We start from the raw sequence: 19186 nt of genomic DNA, 5'->3' as shown, positions 1-19186 counted from the left end.
ATGAATGATATAAATATAACCTACTCTTGCGAAGAGAGTTTAAAAAAGATAAAAGAGTATATGGCTGATGCAAAGAGCGTAACGCTTTATACGTCTAGTTTAAACTATCTATCTTCATATTCTGGCAATATAATTGCGGAGATTGTCTCTGATCTTATCTGTTGTAAAGGTAAAGATAAAGACATATCAATAATAACTGATTTTTATGTAGACAAAGAGAGCTTTAAAGATAGCAAACTAAATAGAGTAAGGGAGTTTAAATATAAAGGCATCCCAGTAAAAGTAGTTCATAAAAAAAGTGCTATTGATAAATTCTTTGAAAATTTAAGAGAAGGGCTTACCCCTTTACAAACAAAAATACATAATCAAGAGATATTGGATTTAGCTCAAGATGAGCATGATAGGGAGTTGCTAAAAGATGGTAATGATGTAGAAGATAAACCGTCAAGTTTTTATCATATGTTTGAGCTTATTGTTTCTAATTATAATGAGGCTAAAAATATTTTAAGAGATTGTTTAAATACTCTAAAAAATGATCTACTAAATGATGCTAAATCATTGATAGCTAGTGAAGGATTGGATGAGTCCAAATTTGAAAGAAGCATAAAGGAGTGTTTTGATGAGCTAGATAAAAATTTAAAAGAGCTAAGCTCGGAAAATGGAGAATTTATAATAAAACAAATAGCTCTTTTTATATTAAGTCTAGTCGATATAACCGATCCAAAGGCCATAATAAAAAAATCAAATCTTGGTTTTGTGGCTTATGAGCTTGGAAAGATGGCGTATGCAATTCATGAATATGATAGCAATAGGGCATTTTACGGTGTATCCTTACCAATGCTAAGTTTTTTTACATCTAGGTTTGCTTCTGTCGTAAATACTTTAAATATAAGTTCAAACTGCAATGTCTTGGTGTTTAAAAGTGATAAAAATTCTAGATCTGGTTTTTTCTTGGACTTTACTCATTTAAATTTAGACTACCGCCCTTTTAAATATAGCATTAACGAAAAAGAGACAAACTATAATGCGGATGAAGGGTATGGTGTATATGGATATTTAGATGATGTATCTGTATTTGATTACTCCAAAGAGGTTTGCTCTTATGACGTGGTAAATAAAAATTTAGGCTTTGGCTCAAGTGATGATACTTTATTTAGTAGATTAAAAGATGAGATAAAAAGTACAAATGCAAATTTAAATTTTATCTGTGCTTCAAATTTTAACTCTATAAAGTTAGCTAATCTAATAGCAGATAAATCCGATAAAAATAATACCTTAGTAAATGATGAGATGAATAGTAAAGACTTCTCAAATTTAAATAAAAACTACATCGTTCTTTCAAACTCCCCTTTTAGATCAAGTGCAGGATTAAGAGAGGAGGTTATTAGCAAAAGTCTTGATCAAACTATAAAAGACGATATAAATAGATCAAAAAGTAGCAACCTGGTAAAACAAAAATTTAGTGACATAAAGACTCTAAATCCAGTAAAAGACTATAGCAAATATAGTATAGATATAGATCAAAACAATGATAAATCAACTCTTTTACTAAATTTATCTCCATTTGCAAGGATAGAAAAAAGCTATATAGATAATATTGAAGAGAATAGAAAAAAATATAGCGATATTCCTCGTAATGCTAATTCGAAGTATATAGATAATTACATGAAATATATCGAATTATTTGATATAAATATCTCTCATGTAAATGCTTATACAAAACAACCAAATGATATGGAGAAAATAAAAGAGAGTGAAAAAGAGTATATGGAAAAATCAACTATAGCATTTAAAGCAGTCTTTGATAGGGTTAATAAAAATGTTATTGGCAGGATGAAATTTGAAGAGCATGACCACAATAAGACAGAAGAGGTAGAAGAATATAAGGAGTTAGAAGATATAGACTATTTAGTAAAGAAGGCGCTAGAAGATCAGCCAACTCCGTACTACTCTCTTTTAGAAGTACTTTGCCTTGGCGTGGCTTACTTTATAATGACCAAAAGCTATTCAGGAGAGTTATTAAATAAATCTATAAAAAACTCCCGTGAATATATAAAAATAGGTGATGAAGAGATAAGTACTATAAATGCAAATTCTTTTGTAAAATTAGGTGATAGTGATATAAGATTATTCTTTTATAAAGATAGTGCTAAAAGTAGCGAATTAAGCAAAAATGAGTATCTATGTATAGAAGAGATTAGTGATTATATGGATGGTGCAGGAAATACTAAGAATGTATATAGCATAAAAGAACTTTTAGAAGAAAATGATAGTAGCGTAAATACAAATATAAAAGATCCTTTACAAAGTGATCTAATGAAGCTTCTAATAGAGCAAGCCAATGATATAGATGAAAGCTGCAAGAAAGATAAAACTTTGATAAAAGAAGTGATAGCTTCTAAAGATAAAGACGTCTTAAAAAAAAGCCATAGACTTAGAATATAAGGCTTATCATAATGATAGAGATATGGATAAAGAGGTAAGCTCTTTACTCGTAAAAACAGCCATTGAAGGATTATTCCCAATAGCAGGCTTTGCAAGTGAAGATGGCATATCTAAAATTTATGAGATGCTTAGCTCTTTTATATTTGAAAGGGATGCAAAGAAATTAAAAGATGCCTTTTTAGACGAGCTTGGAGTATTAAATTTAATAAAGAAATTATTTAGTGCAAAAAAGACTAAACAAATAGATGAATATTTCTTGTATATCACAAGATTAAAAACTACAAATATAGTACTTCAAAGATCAAAGCTAAATTTAATTTTGCAAGCCCAAAATACCTCTATGCTTTATAGAACGATAGAACATTTTAAACTAAATATATCTTATAGCGAGATAACGACATATACTTTTATGAGATACACATATAGCTTTAATATAAGAGATGTAGAGCTTATGAAAAAAGAAATCAAAGACTATACTAAAACTCTTGGTAAAGACATAGGTATATCTATGATAACCGGTCTAATAGAACTCTGGAAAACATCCTATGAAAAACTAGAAGAGAACTACAACGAGATAATGCATACAAGATATACATATAAATTTAATGAAGCTTACGCACTAAATAATATCTCATATAAACCTATGTCTATAAAAGAAGCTTATGATAAAAATAGTACAAATAGCTATTGCTACTATCCAGTGATGATCTATCAAAACTATATAAGTCTAAATTTAAATAGACTATTTCTAGGAGCTAATATAAATAGTGGAGGATTAGACTATAACTCATTTATCTACTATGATATAAACAATAAACAAAGCAAACTCTCACATAATCTTGCTTCAAAACTAGCACTAAATAACCTTAGTGCTTATCTATGTTTAGATGAACTAAGAGGAGCTGGCAATGAAGTAGATGCAAGCTACTTTAAATATGCAAGAAGCAGATATACAAACTCTGATGTAGAGATAAGGGAGTTAAATTTGGATGTGAAAGAGGAGAAAGAAATTTATGATATATACAATAAAGGCAATGGCCAAGATAGAATGAGCTTCTCTTCTGCTATAAAAGCCTACCAAAAAGCTGTTGAGATAATAAACAAATTTAAAAAAGGAATCTTTAACACCAGCGATGAAAACAATCACTCTAATCTCTCAAGAGATCTAATAAAAGCATTAGATACCATAGGCAACAATAACATTAAAGGGGTATATGTGGGGTGTAAAGATAATTATAAAAATGGAGAGTTAAACATTTCTAAGCCTATAATCCCTCCTCGCCTAATCGGTCGTCTAGCCACAACCATAGTAATGGAAGATGGCTTGTATATAGGATAAAAGATGAAGAAGATTATATTTACAGCTTTAGCTATCTTAGTAATAGCTATATCACTAATAGCAATAAATAAAAGAACGAATAAAGGAAATTTAATGGATAACAATAATACATATATGGTAATAGCTCCGAATGGAAATATGATCGAGATTGATAAGAAGACTAATTTAATAGCTTCTAAAAATATCAAAAATGATAGTGTATACTTAGAGGAAAAATCTAAAATGCTCCTTGAAGCTCGCTCCATCCTAGACTCATCTCCATATAAAAACTATAAACCCCTATACTATAATCCTAAGCCAAATTCTCTAGGTCAAACAGACTATCTATCATTTAAACCATGGCTAGATATTAGCTATAAACCAAGCTCAACTAAACTATCACCTTGGACTAAATCAGAAAAAGCTTACTATGAAAGCTTAAAAGATAAAAGAGATAGATATATCTATCTAGTAAAAAGAAGTAATCTAAAATGCACTATGATAGATATCCCTGAAGATGCAATAGCTAGAGTAGATAGCAAAGGCAAACTAACTAAACCTGAATATGCTGAAATTTATGATGAAGTAAATGCTAATAAAGGCACATTAAAATCGATGCTCTTTTCTGCAGAGTGGGGAATATGTGCTGGGATACTTGGAGATCCTATGGGCTTTTCACATGGAAATGAAGCAGGCTTTAAAGCAAGAGATTATCAAAGAATTTTCTTAGCAGCTCAATTAGGGATAGTAAAAGCTTTAGAATTCTTAGGTGATCTATTTGAATACACTACTTATGATATAGGTCTAAACAAAAATTTACAAATGGTAGAAGAGTTTAGAAAACTATTTACTAATCCTCCACTAGATGAATATGGTATGATGCCTTATCTTGATGAAATAGTAGGTAATTACTTTGTGATGGATTTTAATAGGGATAATTTAGTGGTTATACCAGATGGAGGCTTCTATGCTGGGCTTAGAGAACTTGTAGAAGATAAAGGTAAACTACTAGACCCTAGAGACCTAGATGCTAATGAGACTACAAGAAATGAATTTGATAACTTTATAAAGAAAGTTCTAGATGACAATAAAGAGGATTTTAAAGGTGGGTTTCCTGCAGAGTGGGATGAAAGAAGACTATCTCTTTACATCGACTCCACCATCCTAGAATCTAAAATAATGTCCCTAACCCCACCTGAGGGCTATCCTAATGCACCATACTATAACACACCTGAAGAGCTAACAAGACTATATGAAGCTGGTAAATTAGACAAAAAGCTAAATCCACTAACGCCAGTAATGTATAGAGAAAGTTTTCCTGAAGATCTTAGGCAAAAGATATTAAGCTATGCCAAAGAGCATAATATAAAGGATTAAAGAATAAATTTAACATCTATGGCTCCAAGCGGAGCCAAATATAAATATATTAAGTCACCACAATCAAAGACATAGGCATCTCTATGATAACTGGCCTAATAGAACTTTATAAAACCTCATATGAAAAACTAGAAGAAAACTATAAAGAGATAATGCACGCAAGTAATATGTTTATCACGCCATTAACTTAAAAAAATAAATTAATTTTAAGAGATAATTAGACCTTTTTATAAGAAAAATCGCAAATAGCGATCTATGCAAATCTTGATAAAGAATTTCAATATATTTTAATATCAAAATGAGCTAAATTTTGAAAAAATTAAAGCGTATTTTTAAACTTGCTTTTAACTTTTTTGTTATAATATCCCATCAAAAATAAAAAGGATATTTTTTATCCTAATTAAGGTTTTAAATTTGAGAGTATATTTAGACAATAACGCTACAACAATGGTTGATCCTGAAGCTTTTGAGCTTATGAAACCATATTTTTGTGAAAAATACGGCAATCCAAACTCGCTTCATAAATTTGGCTCTGAAACACATCCAGCTTTAAGAACAGCGCTAGATCAGCTCTATGCCGGACTAAACGCAAAAGATAGCGATGATATCGTTGTTACTTCATGTGCGACTGAGAGCAACAACTGGGTAGTAAAAGGCATCTACTTTGACAAAATAGCAACTGGCGAGAAAAAACGTATCGTAACAACCGCAGTTGAGCATCCAGCCATTTTGGCGACTTGTAAATTTTTAGAAAAATATGGCGTAGAGCTTACTGTTTTAGATGTAAATAACGATGGTATAGTCACGCCAGAACAGCTAAGAGCTGTAATGGATGAGAATGTGGCACTTGTTTCTATAATGAGCGCAAATAATGAAACCGGCATGATCTTTCCTGTAAAAGAGCTTGCCAGTATCGCTCATGAATATGGGGCTTTATTTCATACGGATGCCGTTCAAGCAGTTGGAAAGATAAAGATAAATGTTCAAGACCTTGACGTTGATTTTTTAAGCTTTTCTGCGCATAAATTTCACGGACCAAAGGGTGTTGGAGCACTATTTATAAAAAATAGTATGCCACTAAGTAGCTTGCTTCATGGCGGCGAGCATATGGGCGGACGCAGAAGCGGCACGCTTGATGTTCCTGGCATCATCGGCATGGGTAAAGCACTTGAACTGGCAAATAAATTTATGGATTATGAGCACTCTCATGTTCGCCGTTTGCGTGATAAGCTTGAAGATGCAATTTTAAAAATTCCTGACGTTAGCGTTGTAGGAAAAAAAGAACAACGTGTACCAAATACCATTTTGGCTTCTATAAAAGGCGTTGAAGGCGAAGCTATGCTTTGGGATCTAAACAAAGCTGGCATCGCAGCTTCAACTGGCTCAGCATGTGCAAGTGAAACATTGGAGAGTAACCCTATCATGGAGGCCATAGGGGCAGATAAAGAGCTAGCTCACACCGCACTTAGACTATCTCTTTCTAGATTTAATACAGAAGAAGAGATTGATTATGCGATCGAGCACATAACAAAGGCAGTAAATAGACTAAGGGGCATCTCTAGTACATTTGCCTACGCCCCAGAATGGCATAAGAGTGGATTATAAAATTTAAAGGAAATAACATGGCAAAGAATAATTTGATCGGAGGCTCTATCTGGGATGAGTATTCTAAGGTAGTGCAAGATAGGATGAATAATCCTAAATTTATGGGGGAGATAACCGAAGAAGATGCTAAAAAGGCAAACGCAAAGCTTATTGTGGCTGACTTTGGTGCAGAAAGCTGCGGTGATGCGGTTAGGCTATACTGGCTTGTTGATGAAAAGACAGACAAAATAATAGATGCTAAATTTAAAAGCTTTGGCTGTGGCACAGCGATAGCTAGCTCTGATACGATGGCTGAGCTTTGTATTGGCAAAACAGTTGATGAAGCAGTCAAGATCACAAACCTTGATGTCGAAAAGGCTATGCGCGACAATCCAGATACGCCAGCAGTTCCACCTCAAAAGATGCACTGCTCAGTTATGGCGTATGACGTTATAAAAGCAGCAGCTGCAAGCTATAAAGGCATAGATCCAGAGCATTTTGAAGATGAGATCATCGTTTGCGAGTGCGCTAGGGTAAGCCTTGGTACGATTAAAGAAGTGATAAGATTAAATGACCTTCACACAGTAGAGGAGATCACGCAATACACCAAAGCTGGCGCATTTTGCAAGTCTTGCGTAAAGCCTGGTGGCCATGAAAAAAGAGAATATTATTTGGTGGATATTTTGCGTGATACTAGGGCCGAGATGGAGCGTGAGAAGATCGAAGCTCAGGCAAATGCCCAAGCAAATCACACTTTAGGCGACATTAGCTTTGAAAATATGACGATGGTAGGGCAGTTAAAAGCGGTAGAGTCTGTCATAGATAAAGAAATTCGCCCAATGCTTGAGATGGATGGCGGAAATTTAGAAATTTTAGATATCAGAAATGATAACGGCGAAAATACTGATATTTATATACGCTATCTTGGTGCTTGCTCAGGCTGTGCAAGTGGCTCAACTGGCACTCTTTACGCGATTGAAAATGTCTTACAAGAGAGCTTAAGCCCAAAAATTAGGGTAATGCCTATTTGATTTTATTAACTAGCCCTTGTGGGCTAGTTTTTATTCTCTTAAAAATTTTAAAATTTCACTTCTAATTTGATTCAAATCACCCACGAATTTTTTTTCAAACTGCGAGCGATTAAAGGTTCGCTGGCGTTTTGCTAACTGAGCCGTGTGCGTAGCTATGAGCTCTTCAAGCTCGTTTTGAGAAATTTCTTTATCTAAAAATTGCTTGCACTCTTTTAAACCTATTGATTTTAGGGGTTTTGGCTCACTTTTGTATTTATTAAACAAAAATTTCGCCTCATCTATGAGCCCAGCTTCAAGCATGTCTTTTGTTCTCTTTTTGATACGTTTCCTAAGCTCATCTTTATCCCATAAAATTTCAAATATCGCCAGCTCTTTTATGATGCTCTCTTTAGTATTTTCTCTTAGCCAAATGCTTGGAATTTGGCTACTAAATTTATAAATTTGATACCATTTTTCGAGGCGATAAGAGTCGTTTTGGCTAAATTTGCTTGCAAACTCAGGATCGATTTTTACAGCTAGCTCGTAAATTTCTTCATTGCTTAAATTTGGCTCACATTTTGGCACATCCGGTGCAAGTCCGCTAAGCATTGATTTTAGATAAAAGCCGCTGCCTCCTGTGATGATGAGCGGGCAGTCTTGTGAGCGCGCAAAATTCTTTGCATTTTTATAAATTTCAAAAAATGCCCCAACGCTAAATTCTTCATCAGGATAAATTTCATCTACACCAAAGTGCTTTATGGTTTCAAGCTGTTCTTTATTTGGCTTTGCGCTGGCGATATCTATCTCTTTATAAAGTGCAAGCGAATCAAGGCTTAAGATGACGCCATTAAGCTCCTTTGCAAGCTCAAATGCAAGATCGCTTTTGCCACTTGCCGTGGTGCCAATTATTGCAAATTCTTTAAACAAATCTAGCCCTCGTAAAACGAGCTAAAGAGTAAAATTTCATCATTTTCCTCGTTATTTTTGCCATCTTTTATAAGACCAGCCAAAACACCGGCAAAATACGGAGCAAAGCTAAGCTCATTTAGTCCATAAGCTTGGTTATAGATCAAGTTACTATATATGTTATCGCGTCCAAGAGCTGGCTTATCGTTTGAGCTAAGAAGCACGTAGTTTGCTCTAAAGCTAGGCTCTTTTAGCTCGCTTATGCCAAGATGTATCTTTAGCTCATTTAAAAATGCATTAATCTTTTCAGTTTTAACAAGCGTATCGATAGCGCCGACTTGTAAATTTGTAATAATCGTAACGCCATTTTTAGTTGGATAAATTTTGGCAAATAAATCATTTAAAATGATTGGTTTTTTAGGGATTTGCCCTTCATTTAGGCTAAGATCAATAGTATAAAATTTAGCCAAAATCGCATTTATACTCGTGCCTAGTTTATTTGAAAGCTCTAAATTTTTTGAAGCGATCACAAAGTTATCGGCCTCATATTCGCCGTTATTGCCGGTAGCTTTTTGCACTATTTGCCCTTGCGTTTTTAGCTCATAAATTTCATCATTTATAAATTTTGCCCCGAGAGAATTTAGCTCATTTATCAAAGCTTTTTTTAGCTCATTTGTGTCAATACTTGCGTTTTTAGCTAAATTTATAGCGCCTTTTATGTTTTTATTTATTAGCCCAAAATTTGCAAGCTCTTTATCTACGCTTAAAATTTCTTGCTCGCTATGGGCAACTTTTATCTCATCAAGCCTTTTTTTAAAGTTTTCGTCATTGCTAAAAAGTAGATAAACGCCGCTCTCATCGAAATTTATCTGCGGATATTTGTTGTTTAAATCTCTTAAAATTTCAAAGCTTTTCTTACCAAATTTTGAAAACAAAATTTGCATCTTTTTGTTGTGAGCTTTGGTTGATTTAAGTGTAAAATTTGTCATCCAAGCTCTAAAATTTTCATTTAAGCAAATACTTATATCAAGCTCGCTTTTTTTGCTAACTAACCCCATAAACGAGCTAGATATTGCTCCATCTTTTGCAAAAGAGTGTGTGCCAAAAGGTGTTAAAATTCCATTTGTAAAATCATCTTTTTGACTGCTAATAATTAAAATTTCTTCACCTTTTTTAGCTAATTCGTAAGCCGTAAATAACGCACTAAAACTATCTCCAATAATCGCTATTTTGCCCATAATAACCCTTTGTTTTAAATTAATCTTGTAATGATAATATAAATTCAAATTTAAAGCAAAATGGTGTAAAATCAACCATTTTTAAAGAAAATGGAAATTTATCAAATGATAGAAAAATTAAAAATTATTGCTGAACTTATCGTTTTTAAGCATTCTGTTTTTGCTTTGCCTTTTATTTTTGTTGCGATGATAGTTGCTAGTAAGATAGAAAGTGGCTCGGCTTGGTTTGGCTTTAAACTGCTTATTTTAGGTATTTTTTGCGCTGTTAGTGCTAGAAATTTTGCTATGGCTTTTAATAGATACAAAGACGAAGATATCGATAAGCTAAATCCGCGAACTGCGAGCCGTCCAAGCGTTGATGGTCGTATCGGTAGGAGCAATATGCAGCTTTTCATCGTGGCAAATGCGTTTATTTTTATTGTATGCGCTTATTTTATAAATTCGCTCGCATTTTGGCTAAGTTTTCCTATCCTTGCCGTACTTGGCGGATATTCGCTATTTAAACGCTTTAGCGAGCTAGCACACCTGGTGCTTGGTCTTAGCCTAGGTCTTGCTCCTATCGCTGGTGTGGTCGCAGTGAGCGCTGCTATACCGCTTTGGAGCGTGTTACTTTGCCTTGGTGTGACATTTTGGGTAGCTGGATTTGACTTGCTTTACTCGCTTCAAGATATGAAATTTGATAAAGAAAATAAGCTCTTTAGCATACCAGCTATTTACGGCGACAAGGCTACGCTTTTTTTATCGGCCATTTTTCACGCTTTAGCTTTTATATTTTGGCTACTTTTTGCTTGGGCAGCTGGACTTGGAGCGATGGCATTTTTTGGAATTTTAGTAAGTGGCGTTATTTTATTTTTTGAGCATAGGATCGTAAGACGCGATTTTAGCAAGATAGATAGAGCATTTTTTACGTTAAATGGCTATCTGGGAATTTTATTTTTTATCTTTGTTTGGATTAGCGTATTATGAGCGAGATTAAGCTGTTTAAAGCACCTCTTGATATGGAATTTGAGTCCGATAAAGATGGGAGCGAGAAATTTAAAAGAGAGTTTGACTCTATCTTGCCGGGCGAAGAGGATGCGCTTGGCGCTTGGCTAAAACGAGCTAAATCACGTGGCGAAACCAAAGAGAGTGACCAAGTTTTACTAACTTTACTAATCGAGCTTCACAGAAAAGTTGATGCGCTGAGTGATTACATTAAAAATGAGCATAAGCAATATTTGCCACTAAAAGAGAGAGCGAGTATCGAAGAAATAGGCTTTTCACACATCAAAATAAGCGAAGAAAAATTTCAAAAAGATGAAATTTACTACGCAAGGATTGCTATGCCTATCTTTCCAAAGAGAAATTTGAGTCTTTATTTAAGGGCTGTTAGTGAAAATTTAGCAAAGATAGAAAATATGCACGAAGAGGATGAAGCCGACTGGAACGCTTACGTAACAGCTAGAGAGCGTGTAATGATAAGAGAAATGAGAGCGAATTCATAAAGGAAAAATATGGAAATTTATATTTTTTTAGGCTTTGGTATCGTTTTGGCGATAATAGTAGCCTTGATGTTAATAAAAGATAGTGAGACAAATAAAAAATTTGCGAGATTTGAGCGAGCGATAGAAAGCGTTATGCAAGAAAATTTCAATCTAAAAAAGCAAATTTCAATGCTTGAGGGTGAGGCATTTAAAAATAGTGAACAATATGAGCCACTTAAAAAACAGATAAAAGAAAATATTGATTTGCAAATAAATGAGAAAATTGTGCCAATAATTCGTGCGATTAAGAGCATCGAGCGAGTAATTGATGATTTTGCAACAGAGCAAAAAGATAGGATAGTTAGTCTTGAAGAGCGAACAAGAGATATTAATAAAATCGCCCCAAGCGTCATCAATGAAGAAGAGCAAATTTTAAAAATGTTTAAAGACGGAAAAAGTGCAGCGATGATCGCAAAGGACCTTCATGTTGGAATGGGGCGAGTCGAGTTTGTGCTTAAATTTCATAAATTAGCCTAAATTTACAGGCTAATTTTAAAAAGACTAATCTACTCTTAAACTACAAGAATTGGCTTAAATTTTTATTTTGATTTAAATCTTTTAACATATAATTGAAAAAATTATAAAAAGCTCTAACCAAGCTTAAGAAGGTGCTTTATGCTAATCGATAAATATGGTCGGGTTGTTGATTATTTAAGGATTTCTGTAACTCAGCGTTGCAACTTTAGGTGTAGGTATTGTATGCCTACAACGCCATTTAGCTGGACGCCAAGAGAGAATTTATTAACCTTTGAGGAGCTATTTTTATTTGTAAAAGTGGCTATCGACGAAGGTATAAAAAAGATAAGAATCACTGGTGGCGAACCGCTTGTGCGTAAGGATTTGGATGTTTTTATAAAGATGATAAGTGATTATAATCCAGACATCGATCTAGCACTTACTACAAATGGCTATATGCTTTCACACTTTGCCAAAAGGCTAAAAGACGCTGGACTAAAGCGCATAAATATGTCGCTTGATACATTAAATGAGCAAAAGGCTAAATTTATCGCACAAAAAAGCGTCTTGCACGAAGTTTTAGCTGGCTTTGAAGCGGCTCATGATGCTGGATTAAAGGTAAAAATTAACACTGTTGCACTAAAAGGTGTAAATGATGATGAGCTTATAAATTTGCTCGAGTTTGCTAAATTTAGAGATTCTCAGATCAGATTTATTGAGTATATGGAAAACTCACACGCTAAAGATGATCTAAAGGGGCTAAGTAGCGATGAAATTTTAAAAATCATCTCACAAAAATATAATGTTACAAAAGATGGAAAACTACCAAATGCGCCTGCGTCTATTTATAGACTCGATGATGGTTATAAATTTGGTATTATTGATCCGCATAAGCACGACTTTTGCGAGAGTTGCAACCGCATCAGGCTAAGTGCCGAGGGACTTTTGATACCTTGCCTTTACTTTGAAGAGGCTCTTAGCATCAAAAAAGCGGTTGAAAAAGGTGATATCGTAGCTGCAAGTGAAATTTTAAGACAAGTGCTAGCAAACAAACCAAAAGAGAACAAATGGGCGATAGGCGCTAGCAATGAAACCTCTTCGCGTGCCTTTTATCAAACTGGTGGTTGATGAGCAAAGAGCTAGAGCTAGTTGAAGCGTTTTTAAGTATCCAAGGCGAGGGGGCTTACCAAGGCAGACTCGCTATATTTTTACGCTTTTTAGGTTGCAACCTAAACTGCTCCGGCTTTGGTGTGCAAACAAAGTCTTTAAAAACCGGTGAAAGCTTACTAGGATGCGATAGCATAAGGGCTGTTTTTAAAGGGCATTTTAATTATAAAATTTACAGTGTAGATGAAATTTTAGGCATAGTTGATAACCTATGCAAAGGCTTAATGCAAAAACCTATCATTGTTTTGACTGGTGGCGAGCCGCTCATCTGGCATGAAAATGAAAATTTTATAAATTTGGTAAGAAATTTGCTTATAAATTATGAGGTTCATTTTGAGACGAATGGCACCATCTTGATTGATTTTGCTAAATATGAAATTTATAAAAAATGCCATTTTGCACTTGGTGTAAAGCTAGTAAATAGCGGAGTTAGCGAGCAAAAACGCATAAACTTAGACGCTATTTTGGCTATTAAAAATAATGCAAGAAGTAGCTTTTTAAAATTTGTCCTCTCGCACTTTGACAAAAGCGAGTTAGACGAAATTATAAATATAAAAAATAGAGTGGACTTGCCAGTTTGGTGTATGGCAATAGGGGCAAATAAAGCCAAGCTTAACGAAAATGCTTTAAAAGCGGCAGAATTTGCCATAAAGTATGGATTTAACTACTCAGAGCGTATCCACATCAGGCTTTGGAGCGATAAAGAAGGTGTTTGATGATTATTAGAAAGCTTTTTAGATTTGAAAATGCACATATTGTGAGATTTTGCAGCTCAAAGCGTTGTAGGACTAGTATCCACGGACACAGCTATGTGGCTGAAATTTTACTTAGCTCAAATTTTCTTGATAATGCCGGCATGGTCTATGATTTTGGCTTAATGAAGCAAAACATAAAAACGATCATTGATAGTTTTGATCACGCTACAACAATATTTTCAGGCGATAATGATGAATATAAAAATGATCTAAAAAAGCACTCGGCAAGATGGATCGAGATCCCGCTAAATCCAAGTGCAGAGCAGTTTTGCCGCATATTTTTTGTTATGATAGAGCGACTGCTTGAGCTTAGCGTGATGAACAACGGTGAGCGTGAAGTGAAGCTTCATAGCATTATCGTGCATGAGACTGATACTGGCTATGCACAGTGCTTTAAAGAGGACGCCATAAATGCGCAAATGGGCGAGATAAAGCTAGATGAGATCAAATTTTCAGATGCTATCATAGAAGAGTGGGAAGATAAAAATTTATTCGAGAAAATGAAAAATAGGTTAAAAATAGAAATTCCAAAGGACGTTTGATGAAAAAAATTATAACTTCTTTTTTATTTATGACTGGTCTATTTGTGGGTTGTGGAGATAAAGATGAGGCTAAAAATGATATTAGTGAGCCAGTGCCGAGTGACGTGACCATAGCTCAACCAGACGCAAATGTCACAATCGATGAACAACTCCCGCCTGAGCCAGTCGTCGAAGAGAACGAGCCTTCTAAAGATAAAAAATGAACGAACATCTCTCCTCGCTTTTTGCATACACTTTGCCTTTTCATGTGACATTTTTTTATGCACTAGTTACCTGTAATATACTTTATTTAATACTTACTCAGTTTAGCAGCAATAGTAAAAACTATGTGCTTCGTATAAGATATTTTTTACCGATTTATCATATGTTACTTAGTTTTATTGTGCTAACCGGACTTATTTTATGGGCGTATTACGGATATGAGTTTAAATTTAATGCCATAAAAATGTTAATTATCTTAATACTTTTAATCGCACTTAGTGCCATAGGTTTTAAAAGGCTAAAAATTTATGCAGCTAATGGCGACTTAGAAAAATTTAAAAAATTTGCCCTTATTAAGGGATTTTGTGATCTTGTTTTAGTTATAGTTGCAGGGATTTAGATGAAATTTTTATATGATAAAAATGCAGGTAATGAAAGCTTAAAGATAGTAAATGAGGCTTTTTTACACCTAAAAGCTAGAAGAATGCAAGCTGGTGAGCGAATAAGTGTTAGAAATTTACGAGACTTTAAAGAGTATATTTATGAAATTGATGAGATTGATAGGCGAAGTGCGAGCTTAAGTCTTGTCTTTGCCAGCTTAAATGGTGAGCAAAAATTCGACTTTACAATCGCTTGGGCTATCGTCGATCCAAAGACGATTGAAAAGACATTGCCATTTTTAAACGAACTTGGCGTTGGTAAAATAGCTTTTGTCTATACTAAATTTTCTCAAGCAAATTTTAAGATAGATATTGAAAGGCTAAACTACATAAATGCTCTATCTTGCGAGCAGTGCGGACGAACTTCACTAATGGAGTTTGAAATTTATAAAAATTTAGACGAGCTAATGAGTGTTTATAAAAATGTCTCAGCTATAAATTTTGGCGGTAAAAATTTAAATGAAAAAAGAGATGATGAAATTTTAATAATTGGTCCAGAGGGCGGATTTAGCGAGGATGAGACGGCTAAATTTAAAAATAGCTACGGCCTAAATACAAAAAATATCTTAAGATCACAGACCGCGGTTATCTCAGTAGCGGCAAAATTCCTGGCTTAATTTATTTGATTTTTAGATTTCTTTTTATATAATCAGCAACTTTTAATGTAGATAATTAGCCCAAAAATAATAAAGGAAAAATGATGAAAAAAGATATCCATCCAGAATATGTAGATTGCACTGTAACTTGTGCTTGCGGAAACACTTTTAAAACAAAGTCAAACAAAAGCGAGATTAGAATTGACATTTGCGACAAGTGTCACCCATTTTTCACAGGTAGCGAAAAGATAGTTGATAGCGCTGGCCGTGTTGAGAAATTTAAGAAAAAATACGCTCAAAAATAAGCCTTGCTCTACTTTATTCCTACTCCAATAGGAAATTTAGAAGATATCTCGCTTCGTGCGATTAGAATTTTGCGTGAATGCGAGATAGCTATTTGCGAAGATACAAGAGTTTGTAAAAGTCTTATAAACCTACTAAATGAGCGTTTTGATGCAAATATAAACATTTTAAATTTTATCCCACTTCACACTCACAATGAAAATGATTTTTTTGTAAATTTAAGTGATGATTTTTTTAGTAAGAATGTAGCCTACATGAGCGATGCTGGTATGCCAGGTATCAGCGATCCTGGAGTAAGTCTAGTAAGATATGCTCAAAAAAATAACATCGAATATGAAATTTTAAGTGGAGCAAATGCTGCACTTTTAAGTGTGGTCGCAAGTGGACTTTGTGATAAGGAATTTGTTTTCTTAGGCTTTTTACCAAATACCGGCAGAGACAGAGCTTTAGCTATACAAAATGCTCTAAATTTAGCCTATCCAGCCGTTATTTACGAAAGCCCAAAACGCATACTAGGCTTAGTACAAAGTATCGCAAATCTAGAATCTGAGAGAGAAATTTTTGCCATAAAAGAGGCTACGAAAAAATTTGAGAGTAAGTTTAAAGATAGTGCTAAAAATTTAGTTCAAATTTTAGAAAAAGCAAATTTAAGTGGAGAGTGGGCGGTTGTCATCTCAAAAAGTGACAAAACAGCCACTCAAAATATCACAAAAGATGAGATACTTTCGCTTGATCTTGCTCCAAAAGTAAAAGCAAAATTGCTTAACAAAATAACTGGAGAAAATGTAAAAAAGATATATGATGAACTTACGAAAGCTTAAATTATAGGCTACAAAACTACTAAGTGACACTGAAACGAAAGTGTAAAATTTACTCTAGTTACATACAAAAATAAGTTAAATTTTAATTGACTTTAGCTACCATAGGTTACCATGATAATATACGGAAAACAACTATTTTTACATATTTTGAACAAGCGACCACAGATACTAGAAGAGATATATCTCTCAAAAGAGTGTGACAAAAAACTCTTCTCTAAAATTTGTGGCACAGGCAAAAAAATCATCCGCCTGGATAATCAAAAAGCACAGTCTTTAGCTCGCGGTGGGAATCATCAAGGTTTTTTAGCGAATGTTAGTGAGTTTGAATTTTCAGACATTGCTGAGCTTAAAAAGCTAAATTTTATCGCTATTCTTTATGGTATAAGCGATGTTGGCAATATCGGTGCTATCGCTAGAAGTGCCTATGCTCTAGGCTGCGAAGGTCTTGTGATAGTGGCAAAAAGTATAAATATGCAAGGCGTTTTAAGATCAAGTAGTGGTGCTGCTTATGAGATACCAATAGCGATTTTTGAAGATGGGCTTAGTTTATTAAATGAACTAAAGCAATTTGGTTTTAAAATTTATGCAACCGCAAGTAATGGTAAAAACGTAAAAGAAATGAAGTTTGCCGGTAAAAGAGCTTTGGTGATGGGCTCAGAGGGCGAAGGCATACCGCAAAAGGCTCTAGCGAAGTGTGATGAGTGTATTGGTATAAAGTTAAAAGAGGGCTGGGACTCCTTAAATGTAAGTGCAGCTTTTGCAATAATTTGTGACAGGATGATAGATGAATGAATTAGAGAATTTAAAAGAGATAGGTTTAAAGGAAATTTCACGTAAAACGCATATTGAGCCTACATTTTTACAATATATTTTTGATAAAAATTTTGAAAAATTATCACGTTTAAATATTAGGGGCTATGCCAAGATTTTGCAACGTGAATATGATGTTGATTTGAGCGAGTTGCTAGCTGAATATGATGCCTTTATGCAAGAAAACACCCCTGATGAGAGTCACAAAACTAAAGTTACTCCAAAAATTTCTTCTTACACTCCAAAAGATATTACCATACAAAAACAAAGCGGTAGTGGCGGTGCTGGATTTTTATTTTGGCTCATCATTTTAGCTATTATCGCTGGTGGGGCATATCATTTTGATGCTTACAAATATATCGAGAATTTTTTATCGTTTTTAAATGACGAGAATAAAAGCGTGAGCTATTCACAGTCAAGCATAGTAAATGAGGTGAAGAAAAATATCATCGATACAAATATCACCATCTCTCAAAATAGCCCTAAAATAGAAGCAAACATATCAAGCATAAAAATTTCAGCTCCAGTTGAGCAAAATGTGACAACAAGTCCTGCAAATATAGAGCAAAACGCTGTGAAGCCAAGCATGGCAGCTCAGCCAGCTCCTAAGATAGAGCAAAACATTACAAAGCCACTAAATGAGGCGGTCATTACACCAAAACAACGCGTCTGGATAGGCATCATTAATCTTGAAAATGGTCAAAAAGTATCAAACGACACAAGCAAAAGCATAAATATAAATTTAGACCAAAGGCAGCTCGTAGTTTGTGGAAATGGCAACATTGAGCTAAAGATCGGCGATAAGGTAACAAAATATAATCCAAGTCGTCCAGCTAGATTTTTAGTGGAAAATGGAGAGATGAAATTTGTGAGCTATGATGAGTTTGTAGAACTTAACAAGGGTAAATCTTGGTAAGAAAAATAGCGATTTTCACCGCTTTTAGTGTATTTGCCTATGCTTTTAGCTTACAAACTAGTGCAAGTGCTTTAAGCAATGTTGAAAATGTGCAAATCTCTTTAGAAAATTTAGACCAAAATGGCTCACTCAATGTCAATGAGCTAGTATTAAGATTAAAACAAAACTCAAGTTACGATAGCATTTCATTTGGTTCAAATAGTTTGAATTTAAAATTTATAAGCGAGCAAAAAGTTCCTTCTATATTATTTGTAAAATCAATAAATTCAACTCTGGATGATGCCAACATAAGTATCTCAAGGATAAATTCTCTAAAAAATGGAGATCAAATTTTTTATGGAATTTCAGCCATAAAAAATGGCGGAATAGATCCAAACTTATTAAGCTTGGTACTTAGTCAAAGCGGTTTTAAAATTTTAGGATTTGATAGAGTTGATGGGAATTTAGAGATATTTTTAGATGCTCAGAATATGATTCTTAAGGCTGCAAAGGTAAATTTTGACGAAGAGACACCACTTTTAAAAAGCGGTGGTACTTATTTTGTCGATGTTGAGGGTGCAAGTAGTCTGGATATCGTATCAAAAGAGTCAAATAGATGGATGCCACTTGTTAGAATTTATGATAAAAATTTAAATCAGATCGACTCTATAAAAGAAGAGCAAGCAAAAACAGCCGTTTCTATAAATTTAGCAATAGGCGCAAAATACGCATTAATTAGCGACAATGTTGATATAAATAATATAAAAAATGAGATAATTATCAAGCTTATAAAATAGGA

General features: G+C 34.1%; 21 protein-coding genes. 19 read left to right on the top strand and 2 right to left on the bottom strand.

Annotated features, from left to right (window positions below):
• The 5 genes from TH67_RS01080 (at position 1) to TH67_RS01060 (ending at position 7755) form a co-directional block, all read left to right on the top strand.
• Positions 1–2445: a hypothetical protein gene (locus TH67_RS01080; protein ID WP_072593979.1), complete on the top strand. Its 2445-nt coding sequence runs from the start codon at positions 1–3 to the stop codon at positions 2443–2445.
• Between the two features lie 22 nt (positions 2446–2467).
• Positions 2468–3784 carry a hypothetical protein gene (locus TH67_RS10170; protein ID WP_081370893.1) on the top strand — a complete coding sequence of 439 codons (1317 nt, stop codon included), beginning with the start codon at positions 2468–2470 and terminating at the stop codon, positions 3782–3784.
• 93 nt (positions 3785–3877) lie between these two features.
• Positions 3878–5140 (top strand): thioredoxin reductase, encoded by a 1263-nt coding sequence (locus tag TH67_RS01070; RefSeq protein ID WP_072594093.1) that lies wholly within the window; start codon positions 3878–3880, stop codon positions 5138–5140.
• A gap of 414 nt (positions 5141–5554) precedes the next feature.
• Positions 5555–6745, top strand: coding sequence for a NifS family cysteine desulfurase (locus TH67_RS01065; protein WP_072593978.1), 1191 nt, complete (start codon positions 5555–5557; stop codon positions 6743–6745).
• A 17-nt stretch (positions 6746–6762) separates the two neighbouring features.
• Positions 6763–7755 carry an iron-sulfur cluster assembly scaffold protein gene (locus TH67_RS01060; protein ID WP_021090546.1) on the top strand — a complete coding sequence of 331 codons (993 nt, stop codon included), beginning with the start codon at positions 6763–6765 and terminating at the stop codon, positions 7753–7755.
• Positions 7756–7785: 30 nt separating this feature from the next.
• Here TH67_RS01060 and miaA read toward each other — a convergent pair whose 3' ends face one another.
• Both miaA and TH67_RS01050 read right to left on the bottom strand, forming a co-directional pair.
• Positions 7786–8661 carry a tRNA (adenosine(37)-N6)-dimethylallyltransferase MiaA gene (gene miaA, locus TH67_RS01055; RefSeq protein ID WP_072593977.1) on the bottom strand — a complete coding sequence of 292 codons (876 nt, stop codon included), beginning with the start codon at positions 8659–8661 and terminating at the stop codon, positions 7786–7788.
• Positions 8662–8663: 2 nt separating this feature from the next.
• Complete coding sequence (locus tag TH67_RS01050; protein WP_072593976.1) at positions 8664–9878, bottom strand: FAD-dependent oxidoreductase; 1215 nt, start codon at positions 9876–9878, stop codon at positions 8664–8666.
• 105 nt (positions 9879–9983) lie between these two features.
• Here TH67_RS01050 and mqnP point away from each other — a divergent pair, with 105 nt between their 5' ends.
• The 14 genes from mqnP (at position 9984) to TH67_RS00980 (ending at position 19184) form a co-directional block, all read left to right on the top strand.
• Positions 9984–10844 (top strand): menaquinone biosynthesis prenyltransferase MqnP, encoded by an 861-nt coding sequence (gene mqnP / locus TH67_RS01045; protein ID WP_081370891.1) that lies wholly within the window; start codon positions 9984–9986, stop codon positions 10842–10844.
• Entirely contained in the window at positions 10841–11362 is a 522-nt protein-coding gene (locus tag TH67_RS01040; RefSeq protein ID WP_072593974.1) for a hypothetical protein, read from the top strand. The genes mqnP and TH67_RS01040 overlap by 4 nt, the downstream gene beginning before the upstream one ends.
• A gap of 9 nt (positions 11363–11371) precedes the next feature.
• Positions 11372–11878 (top strand): DUF6115 domain-containing protein, encoded by a 507-nt coding sequence (locus TH67_RS01035; RefSeq protein ID WP_021091068.1) that lies wholly within the window; start codon positions 11372–11374, stop codon positions 11876–11878.
• Between the two features lie 138 nt (positions 11879–12016).
• Positions 12017–12985 carry a GTP 3',8-cyclase MoaA gene (gene moaA / locus TH67_RS01030; protein WP_072593973.1) on the top strand — a complete coding sequence of 323 codons (969 nt, stop codon included), beginning with the start codon at positions 12017–12019 and terminating at the stop codon, positions 12983–12985.
• Positions 12985–13740, top strand: a complete 756-nt coding sequence (locus TH67_RS01025; RefSeq protein ID WP_072593972.1) for a 7-carboxy-7-deazaguanine synthase QueE — start codon at positions 12985–12987, stop codon at positions 13738–13740. Before moaA ends, TH67_RS01025 begins: the two co-directional genes overlap by 1 nt.
• Complete coding sequence (locus tag TH67_RS01020) at positions 13740–14321, top strand: 6-pyruvoyl trahydropterin synthase family protein (RefSeq protein ID WP_072593971.1); 582 nt, start codon at positions 13740–13742, stop codon at positions 14319–14321. Before TH67_RS01025 ends, TH67_RS01020 begins: the two co-directional genes overlap by 1 nt.
• The gene (locus TH67_RS01015) at positions 14321–14524 is read left to right on the top strand and encodes a hypothetical protein (RefSeq protein WP_072593970.1); all 204 of its coding nucleotides are present in this window, start codon (positions 14321–14323) and stop codon (positions 14522–14524) included. The genes TH67_RS01020 and TH67_RS01015 overlap by 1 nt, the downstream gene beginning before the upstream one ends.
• On the top strand, positions 14521–14922 hold the full coding sequence (locus TH67_RS01010; protein ID WP_072593969.1) for a hypothetical protein: 402 nt from the start codon (positions 14521–14523) through the stop codon (positions 14920–14922). The genes TH67_RS01015 and TH67_RS01010 overlap by 4 nt, the downstream gene beginning before the upstream one ends.
• Positions 14923–15579, top strand: a complete 657-nt coding sequence (locus TH67_RS01005) for a 16S rRNA (uracil(1498)-N(3))-methyltransferase (RefSeq protein ID WP_072593968.1) — start codon at positions 14923–14925, stop codon at positions 15577–15579. It begins immediately after the preceding gene.
• Between the two features lie 83 nt (positions 15580–15662).
• Entirely contained in the window at positions 15663–15863 is a 201-nt protein-coding gene (gene rpmE, locus TH67_RS01000) for a 50S ribosomal protein L31 (protein WP_002942443.1), read from the top strand.
• A 3-nt stretch (positions 15864–15866) separates the two neighbouring features.
• Entirely contained in the window at positions 15867–16682 is an 816-nt protein-coding gene (gene rsmI, locus TH67_RS00995) for a 16S rRNA (cytidine(1402)-2'-O)-methyltransferase (protein ID WP_072593967.1), read from the top strand.
• 111 nt (positions 16683–16793) lie between these two features.
• The gene (gene rlmB / locus TH67_RS00990) at positions 16794–17474 is read left to right on the top strand and encodes a 23S rRNA (guanosine(2251)-2'-O)-methyltransferase RlmB (protein WP_072593966.1); all 681 of its coding nucleotides are present in this window, start codon (positions 16794–16796) and stop codon (positions 17472–17474) included.
• Positions 17467–18408 carry a phosphatidylglycerophosphate synthase gene (locus tag TH67_RS00985; RefSeq protein ID WP_072593965.1) on the top strand — a complete coding sequence of 314 codons (942 nt, stop codon included), beginning with the start codon at positions 17467–17469 and terminating at the stop codon, positions 18406–18408. The genes rlmB and TH67_RS00985 overlap by 8 nt, the downstream gene beginning before the upstream one ends.
• The gene (locus tag TH67_RS00980) at positions 18402–19184 is read left to right on the top strand and encodes a hypothetical protein (protein ID WP_072593964.1); all 783 of its coding nucleotides are present in this window, start codon (positions 18402–18404) and stop codon (positions 19182–19184) included. The genes TH67_RS00985 and TH67_RS00980 overlap by 7 nt, the downstream gene beginning before the upstream one ends.
• Positions 19185–19186 lie beyond the last annotated feature (2 nt).

Origin of the sequence: Campylobacter concisus, assembly GCF_001891085.1 — a bacterium.
GTDB lineage: Bacteria > Campylobacterota > Campylobacteria > Campylobacterales > Campylobacteraceae > Campylobacter_A > Campylobacter_A concisus_O.
The sequence above is the reverse complement of the archived record's forward strand: the minus strand, read 5'-3'. Positions and strand labels throughout refer to the sequence as shown.

Bases quoted from the DNA above. Each gene is read 5' to 3' on its own strand.
- TH67_RS01080 (WP_072593979.1), top strand. From the start codon at position 1: ATGAATGATATAAATATAACCTACTCTTGCGAAGAGAGTTTAAAAAAG.
- TH67_RS10170 (WP_081370893.1), top strand. From the start codon at position 2,468: ATGGATAAAGAGGTAAGCTCTTTACTCGTAAAAACAGCCATTGAAGGA.
- TH67_RS01070 (WP_072594093.1), top strand. From the start codon at position 3,878: ATGGATAACAATAATACATATATGGTAATAGCTCCGAATGGAAATATG.
- TH67_RS01060 (WP_021090546.1), top strand. From the start codon at position 6,763: ATGGCAAAGAATAATTTGATCGGAGGCTCTATCTGGGATGAGTATTCT.
- TH67_RS01050 (WP_072593976.1), bottom strand. From the start codon at position 9,878: ATGGGCAAAATAGCGATTATTGGAGATAGTTTTAGTGCGTTATTTACG.
- mqnP (WP_081370891.1), top strand. From the start codon at position 9,984: ATGATAGAAAAATTAAAAATTATTGCTGAACTTATCGTTTTTAAGCAT.
- TH67_RS01040 (WP_072593974.1), top strand. From the start codon at position 10,841: ATGAGCGAGATTAAGCTGTTTAAAGCACCTCTTGATATGGAATTTGAG.
- TH67_RS01035 (WP_021091068.1), top strand. From the start codon at position 11,372: ATGGAAATTTATATTTTTTTAGGCTTTGGTATCGTTTTGGCGATAATA.
- moaA (WP_072593973.1), top strand. From the start codon at position 12,017: ATGCTAATCGATAAATATGGTCGGGTTGTTGATTATTTAAGGATTTCT.
- TH67_RS01025 (WP_072593972.1), top strand. From the start codon at position 12,985: ATGAGCAAAGAGCTAGAGCTAGTTGAAGCGTTTTTAAGTATCCAAGGC.
- TH67_RS01020 (WP_072593971.1), top strand. From the start codon at position 13,740: ATGATTATTAGAAAGCTTTTTAGATTTGAAAATGCACATATTGTGAGA.
- TH67_RS01015 (WP_072593970.1), top strand. From the start codon at position 14,321: ATGAAAAAAATTATAACTTCTTTTTTATTTATGACTGGTCTATTTGTG.
- TH67_RS01010 (WP_072593969.1), top strand. From the start codon at position 14,521: ATGAACGAACATCTCTCCTCGCTTTTTGCATACACTTTGCCTTTTCAT.
- TH67_RS01005 (WP_072593968.1), top strand. From the start codon at position 14,923: ATGAAATTTTTATATGATAAAAATGCAGGTAATGAAAGCTTAAAGATA.
- rpmE (WP_002942443.1), top strand. From the start codon at position 15,663: ATGAAAAAAGATATCCATCCAGAATATGTAGATTGCACTGTAACTTGT.
- rlmB (WP_072593966.1), top strand. From the start codon at position 16,794: ATGATAATATACGGAAAACAACTATTTTTACATATTTTGAACAAGCGA.
- TH67_RS00985 (WP_072593965.1), top strand. From the start codon at position 17,467: ATGAATGAATTAGAGAATTTAAAAGAGATAGGTTTAAAGGAAATTTCA.